This is a genomic window from Crocosphaera watsonii WH 8501 (assembly GCF_000167195.1).
Taxonomy (GTDB): domain Bacteria; phylum Cyanobacteriota; class Cyanobacteriia; order Cyanobacteriales; family Microcystaceae; genus Crocosphaera; species Crocosphaera watsonii.
Window position 1 is genome coordinate 1 of record NZ_AADV02000178.1, and the last position, 8295, is coordinate 8295.

Below are 8295 nucleotides of genomic sequence, written 5' to 3' on the forward strand. Positions count from 1 at the left end.
AATAATCAAATAGTAAATGAGATTAAGAATATCCAAACCCTAAACCAGATAACAATTGTTGGGATAGCATCAGGGAAACTAGAAGAAAGTCAAAGAGAGCAATTACAAATATGGTGTGATGATTGTCTTTATAAACCATTTTCTATGGATTTAATTTTGGAGAAAATAAACTTCTATCTAGGTGTTTCTTATCTGTGGAATAATGAAGAAGTAGAAATGATTAGTACAAGGAAAATTGTAAAAAGCTTAAATTATACTACTTTAAAAATGATGTCTTCCCAATGGCTTAAAGAAGTTTACTCGGCTGCAAGTTCAGGGAATAGAAGTCTTTTAGAAGAGTTAATTCAACAAATTCCTGAGCGTCATGATTCAATTATCAACAGTATGAGGGAATTAGTAAATAATTTTAATTACCGTCAAATTAGAGAAATTATTGAACCATTAATTGATTAATTATGAATACCAATACAAACAAAAAAGCAGATATTCTCATTGCTGAAAATCAGATCGAAAGTCTAAAATTATTGTCTAAAGTTCTTGAAGAACAAGGTTATAAAGTGAGACAAGCTATTGATGGAGAAATGGCTTTGATTGCAGTAGAAGCAGAAATTCCTGATTTGATTTTATTAGGTATGAATCTAGATAGAGTAGATGATTATCAAGTTTGTAAGCAACTAAAAATGCAAGATAAAACTACTGATGTTCCTATTATATTTTTAAGAGATTTTGACGAATTATCAGATAAGATTAAAGCCTTTGAAATAGGAGGGACAGACTATATTATCAAGCCTTGTCAACAAGAAGAATTGTTGGTGAGAATAGAAACTCAACTAAAAGTTAGTTTAAAACTAAAAGAAGTAAAAAAAGAGAACAAAAACTTGGTAAAAAAGCTAAAAATAATAGAAAATTCTCAACCAGTACATCAACAAATTCCCCTAGAATCTCACTTATTATATCAAGCGATCGCCGCTACCAATAATAGTATTGTTATTACCGATGCTACCGCTTCTGATTATCCGATTATTTATGTTAACCCCGGGTTTGAAATCATGACAGGATATTCCTTGCAGGAAGTAACTGGAAAAAACTGTCGTTTTTTACAAGGAAGCGATGATCAACAACCTGAACTTGAACAGATTCGTGATTGTTTACAGAAGGGAGAATCTTGTCATGTTACTCTGAGAAATTATCGTAAAGATGGTTCATTATTTTGGAATGAAATGTCCTTATCTCCTATCAAAGATGAGTCAGGAAACATTCTTTATTATCTGGGTGTACAAACAGATGTGACTGACAAAAAAAAGCTAATGAAACCCAACAAAGATATAAAGCATCTCTACAGAAAATGAATCGAGAATTACATGAACTCAATCAAAAATTATATCGTTTAGCAAATATGGATGGCTTAACACAAGTTGCTAACCGTCGCTGTTTCGATGAAACTTTAGAGAAAGAATGGCGACGTTTAAGCAGAGAGCAAAAACCTTTATCTCTGATTTTGGGGGATATTGATTACTTTAAACGCTATAATGACAAGTATGGGCATTTAGGTGGTGATGATTGTCTCAAGAAAGTGGCAACCATTATCGCTAAATCAACCTTTCGCCCTGCTGATTTGGTGGCACGTTATGGAGGAGAGGAGTTTGCCCTTATCTTACCAGACACTCCCTATGACGGAGCAAAGGAGGTTGCTCAAAGAATTTTAGACTCCCTTCGCAGTGTAAAAATACCTCATCAAGTCTCTGATGTTAAACCTTATGTCACCATCAGTTTAGGGGTAGGAACTATCATGCCCTCTTTGCAAGAAAACATGATGTCCTTTGTCGATCAAGTGGATGAAGCCTTGTATGAGGCTAAAAAACAAGGACGCGATCGCCTTGAAGGCATTCAAAATAATTATCAATAAATATTTGCGTCAAGAACAATAATTTTGATTTTTTTGCTCATGAAAACACTTACCGTAACTATCATGACATTCAGTTATTTTGTATTAAGGTAGTTGAATCTGGTTTACGGGCAACCCAGTATTTACTAAGAAAATGTAGTTGCGTTTCCAGTAATTCAAACCCTGCTTTTTCTAATCTTTCCCCTAATTTATCTCTAATATAATCTTGATAATAGGGTTCATGGAACATAGCAGAAAAATTGTTCAGCATTCCTTCAAATTCAGGAGTATCCGCTAACTGCATAGAATCGCAAATAACGAATGTCCCTCCAGGTTTTGTCACCCGAAAACACTCCTCAATAACTGCTTGACGGGCAAACCCAGGCAACTCATGGAAGAGAAACACACAACTAACCCCATGAAAAAAGTTGTCAGGATGGGGTAAGTCTTCTGCATTAGCATGGCTGAGTTGGGGGAGTTCCCGAGGGTTTTCTGATAGGAGTTGGTTGGCTTTACGCAAATAGGCAGGGGATAAGTCAACCCCGAATAAAGACGCTTTAGGAAAGGTTGCCCGAAGTGCTTTTAAAGTACGTCCGGTTCCACAAGCAACGTCTAACACTTTAATCTGGTAAGCTGGAACCGAGGAAAATGTTGTTAATCCTTCTTTTAAAGGGGTAAGAATACGACGACGCATCCCATCAGCTATCCCGTTGAAAAGAATATCTACCTGTAAGTCGTAAAGATTAGCTGAGGAGTCACTGAGATAACCATCGGTTTGATGATGAAAGTTTTGTAAATAGTAACCGGGATAGCCTTCTTTCTCAATATCATCGGCAAAGGATTGATATTCTTTGCGTTGCAATCTTGACCAAATTTTGGGTAAGTCTAGCCACATTTCAGGATAATAACGTAGTAAATCTGGCAAGAAACTATCAAATAAAACTTCCACAGGATAGATCCCTTTTTGGACATCTTCCCAGTCTATTTCACAAAGTTGACTCCGACTTTCTTGTAACTTTAACAATAATTCAGGAGAAAGAGGAGAAGTCATATCTTGACGACTGGGGATAACCGTATTTGTCAAGCGATCGCTGATATTTTTATGAGCAAAACTAAATAAACTTTTAGTTTGCTGGAACCCTTGATAAGCAAACTTAGTCAGGGCTTCAGAAAATGGTGAAAGTAAATCAGGGTTAGGGGTAGATTGCATTGAAAAAAGTTTTTAGTAATGAGAAAAAAGATTTGTAAAGTTTTCTAAAGTATATCCAATCTCAAAAATTAGATCAAGGTGTCTCTTGAGAATGCAAGAGGAATGGGTATCTTGATTGTCTATTATTTAATTTTTAACTCTTGGGCATCAAAAATAGCCATAACTGCCATAAAAGCTCTTATGAATAATAATTTTTAAGAAATTCTCTGCCAATCTTTAGGCTTCCGCTGTTTAATCCAAGTTTAACTAAGTCTTAATCTTTTTATTCCTAGTGGAATGTTACAATGGCTACAATATGAATAGGGAATAAATACTCAAGCGGTTGGGTGAACCAGTTTTAGGAACTGGTAATCCTATGTCAGTTTACTTTTTTTCTACAAGTCTATTTAAGCAAAATTTAAACATTATTTTAGAGTTAACGCTTTAAGGAGGGATTGGGCTATCCTAGTGACAAGATACACCATAGAAGATATTAAAGATGAAGCACTGCATCTAGTGGAACAAGGGAAACTAGGTAAACAACAAAGAATCTATACCTTGTGTCAGTATCTTCCTTCAGGGGAATGGCGCTGTATTGAAACCGAGTTAGAAAGAAATGACTTCTTACTCAGAGATTGTATTGGGGATATAATTCCAGCGCAAGACTGGAACAACGATTAACTCGTTGTCAGGTGGGCTAAATCAAGGATTGATTTTGAGCAAAATAGTGGCAATCCCTGCCCACCATCGTTAATATTTATTTTAGCTTAGAATAAGCTAAATCGTATAATAATGGGGCTAATTGGATGTTTAGTTGAGAGATAAAGACCCAATGGCAAGGTTAGCCCTACTGAGTGTATCGGATAAAACAGGAATTGTTGAATTAGCCCGTCAATTAGTCAAGGAATTTGATTTTGAATTAATCAGTAGTGGAGGTACGGCCAAAACCCTACAAGAAGCCGGACTCACAGTTACAAAAGTTAGTGACTACACAGGTTCCCCAGAAATTTTAGGGGGTAGGGTTAAAACCCTCCATCCTCGCATTCATGGCGGTATTTTGTCCCGTAGAGAGATACCCCAAGATGTAGAGGATATGGATAGTAATGATATTCGTCCCATTGACTTAGTGGTGGTTAATCTTTATCCATTTGAAGAAACCATTGCTAAAGCAGACGTGACAGTAGCTGAAGCCATAGAGAAAATTGATATTGGTGGGCCAACTTTACTCCGTGCCTCAGCAAAAAATTTCGCCCATGTCACCGTTTTATCCAATCCTAAATATTACGAGAGTTACTTACAAGAATTAAAGGATAATAACGGGGAAGCCTCCTTAAATTTTCGGCAAAAAATGGCAGGAGAAACCTTTGCCTTAACCAACGCCTATGACGGAGCGATCGCCGATTATTTTGCCAGTCTTTCCACAGGGGAAACCACCACCTTACCCAGTCGTTACACCGTTGCCGGAACCGCCTTTCAAACCCTGCGTTATGGAGAAAACCCCCATCAAAGTGCCACTTGGTATCAACGGGGAAGCAAGGCTACAGGATGGACGGCAGCAACGCAATTGCAAGGAAAAGAACTCAGTTATAATAATTTAGTAGATTTAGAAGCAGCCAGACGGATTATTGCTGAATTTGACCCGAAAGAACCAGCAGCAGCCGTTCTTAAACATACCAACCCCTGTGGGGTAGCCGTAGCCGGGAGTTTAGCCGATGCCTACGAACAAGCCTTTAACGCTGACTCTATTTCCGCCTTTGGGGGGATTGTGGCCTTAAATCAGCCCTTGGATGGGGAAACAGCAGAGAAATTAACTAAAACCTTCTTAGAATGTGTGGTAACTCCAGCTTGTACAGAAGAAGCGAAGGAGATTATTAGTAAAAAAGCCAAAGTTAGGGTCTTGTTATTGCCTGATTTAAGCCAGGGACCCAAGCAAACCGTAAAAGCGATCGCCGGCGGGTTATTGGTGCAAGACTCAGATGATGCGGTGGATGTACCGGATAACTGGGAAATCGTAACAGAGAAGCAACCAACTCCTGAGCAACTGGCGGAGTTATTATTTGCCTGGAAAGTAGCCAAGCACGTTAAATCAAATGCGATCGTTGTCACCAAAAATCGCATTACTTTAGGTATTGGTGCCGGTCAAATGAACCGTGTAGGGGCGGTGAAAATTGCCCTAGAAGAAGCTGGAGAGGGAACTAATGGGGGATACCTTGCTAGTGATGGTTTCTTCCCCTTTGACGACTCTGTACGCACTGCTGCTGCTGCTGGAATACAGGCGATCGTGCAACCAGGCGGCTCTTTACGGGATAAAGACTCTATTGCTGCGGCCAATGAGTTAGGGCTAGTGATGGTCTTGACAAAAATGCGTCATTTTCTCCATTAAGTAAGTCTGAAAAGTATATTCTTTCCTTAACAAAGTAGGGGTCAACGGCCGTTGACCCCTACTTTGAACTCCTCACTCCTAACACCGAACTCAGGTCATTACCTTGGGAATTTGTCTGATTATTGAGTATCATAAACATAAAGAGAATAAGAAAATACCTTGAAAAAATGGCTGAAAATAACTGGCAAAATTTCTTAAAAAATATCGGAGCATGGCGAGGATCGTTTACTAAAATTTCTCCCCAAGGTGAAATACTTGATTCTACTCTTTCTATTATCAATTTAGAAGGGTTAGAAGACAATAAATTAGTTAAGTTTCGTTTGCGTCGTTTTGGGGGCAATAGCTATGATGAAACTCCCACTCAAGACTATGGACAAGAATACCGTTCTTTGGGAAGACAAATTATTTTCTTTGAGACGGGAACCTTCTCTAAAGGGTCATTTCAATTAGCCCCTTTTGCCGATTTTGGATCAGAATTTGGATTTATTGAAGGCGATCGCCGTTTACGTTGTGTCTTGTTATACGACCGTCAAAATGAGCTTTCAAGTATTACTTTAATTCGAGAATTCCGTAGTGGTAGTAATGCTCAAGAACGTCCTCCATTAACCTTAGAACAATTACTAGGAACATGGCAAGGAAAAGCTTACACTGCTTATCGTGATCTTCGACCTACAGATAAATTTGAAACCAGTTTAGAAGTCAAAAAAATTGATAATAATAAAATTCAACAACAGTTAACTTTTTCAGGAACCACCCTGACTTCATCAGCCAGTATTGAGGGTAATAAGCTAGTATTTAATAGTGGAGATAATCCTAGACAAATTTTATTGTTACCCGATGGGAGTTCAACCAATGCACCCCTAAAATTAGAATTACGTAAACCCTTCTTTTTAGAAGTTGGTTGGTTAGTTAATGAAAAAGAACGTCAAAGATTAATTCGTAATTATGATGCAACTGGTGCATGGATCGGTTCAACTTTAGTTATTGAAAAGAAAATTGATTAGAGAGATTCGGAGTACCTCAGCAATGACAATTATTCATGGTTCATTGTTCATGGTTCATTTTCTTGGCGCAAATGACCCAAGATAGCCTACTATATTGATGGTTATGCAAGAAAATCGAAAATCCTATGCGAATTGCTCTATTCACAGAAACTTTCTTACCTAAAATTGATGGTATTGTGACCCGTCTACGGCATACGGTTGATCATTTACAGCGCAACGGGGATCAAGTCTTAGTTTTTTCCCCCGACGGTGGGTTAAGAGAACATAAAGGAGCAAAAATTCATGGCGTTAAAGGTATTCCTCTTCCTTTATATCCTGAGTTAAAATTAGCCATTCCTACTCCTCAAGTGGGTAAAGCATTAGAGAGATTTAAACCTGATTTAATCCATGTGGTTAATCCTGCGGTTTTGGGATTAGGGGGTATTTATTTCGCTAAAACCTTAAATATTCCCCTAGTCGCTTCTTATCATACTCATTTACCCCAATATTTACAACATTACGGTTTAGGTTCCTTAGAAGGATTACTCTGGGAACTGCTAAAATTAGCCCATAACCAAGCCCGTCTCAACCTCTGCACATCGACGGCCATGGTAGAAGCTTTAGAAACTCATGATATTGAACGGGTGGATCTCTGGCAAAGAGGGGTAGATACAGAAATGTTTCAACCCCATTTAGTCTCAAAACAAATGCGATCGCGTTTATCGGGAGGCAACCCCGAAAAACCCCTACTTTTATACGTGGGACGAGTTTCGCCAGAGAAGCAAATAGATCGCATTAAACCTATCCTAGAGGCTATTCCAGAGGCACATTTGGCGATTGTTGGAGATGGACCCCATCGGGAGGCGTTAGAGACTAATTTTGCCGGGACTCAGACCCATTTTATCGGCTACCTCCAAGGGTTAGAATTGGCTTCAGCTTTTGCTTCGGCGGATGCCTTTGTTTTCCCTTCCACAACGGAGACGTTGGGGTTAGTTTTATTGGAAGCCATGGCCGCTGGATGTCCTGTGGTAGCAGCTAATTCTGGGGGTATTCCTGATATTGTTACGGATGGGGTGAATGGCTATCTATTTGAACCCACAGACCCAAATGGCTCGATTATGGCTACAAAACGCCTTTTAGCAGCCACAGAGGAACGGGAACAGCTACGCAGCAATGCCCGACAAGAGGCAGAAAAATGGGGATGGGCTGCGGCTACTCGTCAGTTAAAACGCTACTATGAATCGGTTCTTGATCAAGATGTTTTACCCCGTGTTGCTTAATGTGAAAAGAATGCCAATGGCTTATCAGTAAGGTGATTTCCGAGAAAGCTTTTCCCATAGGGGGTAATCGCTTGGACTAAAGGCTTTCAAGAAATAAAAGGAACAGAGAGTTAGCGGATCTTGGTACACAACTTTAAAATTTCATAATTGGCTTGTCTGAAAAAACAGAAGAAATAGATTAAAATGAAGAGGTAAAAAGATTAGAGAGAGTAAATTGAAGCTAAAACAGACAAATAATCCCTTAACCCCCTCGATGGTCGATGATTTACGTTTAGCAGCCTCAAAAATGACGGGAGCAGAGCGTCGTTCATTTCAAGCTGAAATGTGTCTCAAGTATTGTGGAGGAAGTGCCAGACAAACCGAAATCGTGTTTGGTTGGGGGAGAAAAAATGTTCAACTTGGATTACATGAAAAACGAACTGGGATAGTGTGTTTAGGATTACAATCAGTCAATAGTGGATGTAAAAAATGGGAGGAAAGATACCCAATAGTTGCCCAATCATTGAAAGAAATAGCCGAAGCTCACGCACAACAAAACCCCACATTTAATAACCCCATTGCCTATACAAGATTAA

At 38.9% G+C, this 8295-nt stretch carries 8 protein-coding genes and 1 pseudogene; 8 read left to right on the top strand and 1 reads right to left on the bottom strand.

Translation table 11 applies throughout. The features are described 5' to 3' along the window. The 3 genes and pseudogenes from CWATDRAFT_RS27570 to CWATDRAFT_RS40630 form a co-directional block, all read left to right on the top strand. Nucleotides 1-453: pseudogene (locus tag CWATDRAFT_RS27570) on the top strand (CHASE domain-containing protein); the annotation flags it as partial. A gap of 2 nt (nt 454-455) precedes the next feature. Further along, entirely contained in the window at nt 456-1349 is an 894-nt protein-coding gene (locus tag CWATDRAFT_RS40625; protein WP_007308072.1) for a PAS domain-containing protein, read from the top strand. Further along, nucleotides 1346-1906: a diguanylate cyclase gene (locus CWATDRAFT_RS40630; protein WP_007308073.1), complete on the top strand. Its 561-nt coding sequence runs from the start codon at nt 1346-1348 to the stop codon at nt 1904-1906. Before CWATDRAFT_RS40625 ends, CWATDRAFT_RS40630 begins: the two co-directional genes overlap by 4 nt. A gap of 70 nt (nt 1907-1976) precedes the next feature. Here CWATDRAFT_RS40630 and CWATDRAFT_RS27580 read toward each other — a convergent pair whose 3' ends face one another. Then, complete coding sequence (locus tag CWATDRAFT_RS27580; RefSeq protein WP_007308078.1) at nt 1977-3095, bottom strand: class I SAM-dependent methyltransferase; 1119 nt, start codon at nt 3093-3095, stop codon at nt 1977-1979. Nucleotides 3096-3536: 441 nt separating this feature from the next. Here CWATDRAFT_RS27580 and CWATDRAFT_RS27585 point away from each other — a divergent pair, with 441 nt between their 5' ends. The 5 genes from CWATDRAFT_RS27585 to CWATDRAFT_RS27605 all read left to right on the top strand — a co-directional run. After that, a complete protein-coding gene (locus CWATDRAFT_RS27585) occupies nt 3537-3755 on the top strand; it encodes a DUF4327 family protein (protein WP_042712629.1) in 219 nt (72 codons plus the stop codon). Nucleotides 3756-3906: 151 nt separating this feature from the next. Further along, on the top strand, nt 3907-5457 hold the full coding sequence (gene purH / locus CWATDRAFT_RS27590) for a bifunctional phosphoribosylaminoimidazolecarboxamide formyltransferase/IMP cyclohydrolase (RefSeq protein WP_007308075.1): 1551 nt from the start codon (nt 3907-3909) through the stop codon (nt 5455-5457). Nucleotides 5458-5624: 167 nt separating this feature from the next. Continuing rightward, a complete protein-coding gene (locus CWATDRAFT_RS27595) occupies nt 5625-6461 on the top strand; it encodes a DUF3598 family protein (protein WP_007308076.1) in 837 nt (278 codons plus the stop codon). A 125-nt stretch (nt 6462-6586) separates the two neighbouring features. Next, a complete protein-coding gene (locus tag CWATDRAFT_RS27600) occupies nt 6587-7720 on the top strand; it encodes a glycosyltransferase family 4 protein (protein WP_007308077.1) in 1134 nt (377 codons plus the stop codon). 253 nt (nt 7721-7973) lie between these two features. Further along, the coding region (locus CWATDRAFT_RS27605) for a hypothetical protein (protein WP_042712631.1) at nt 7974-8295 on the top strand (322 nt) is incomplete at its 3' end.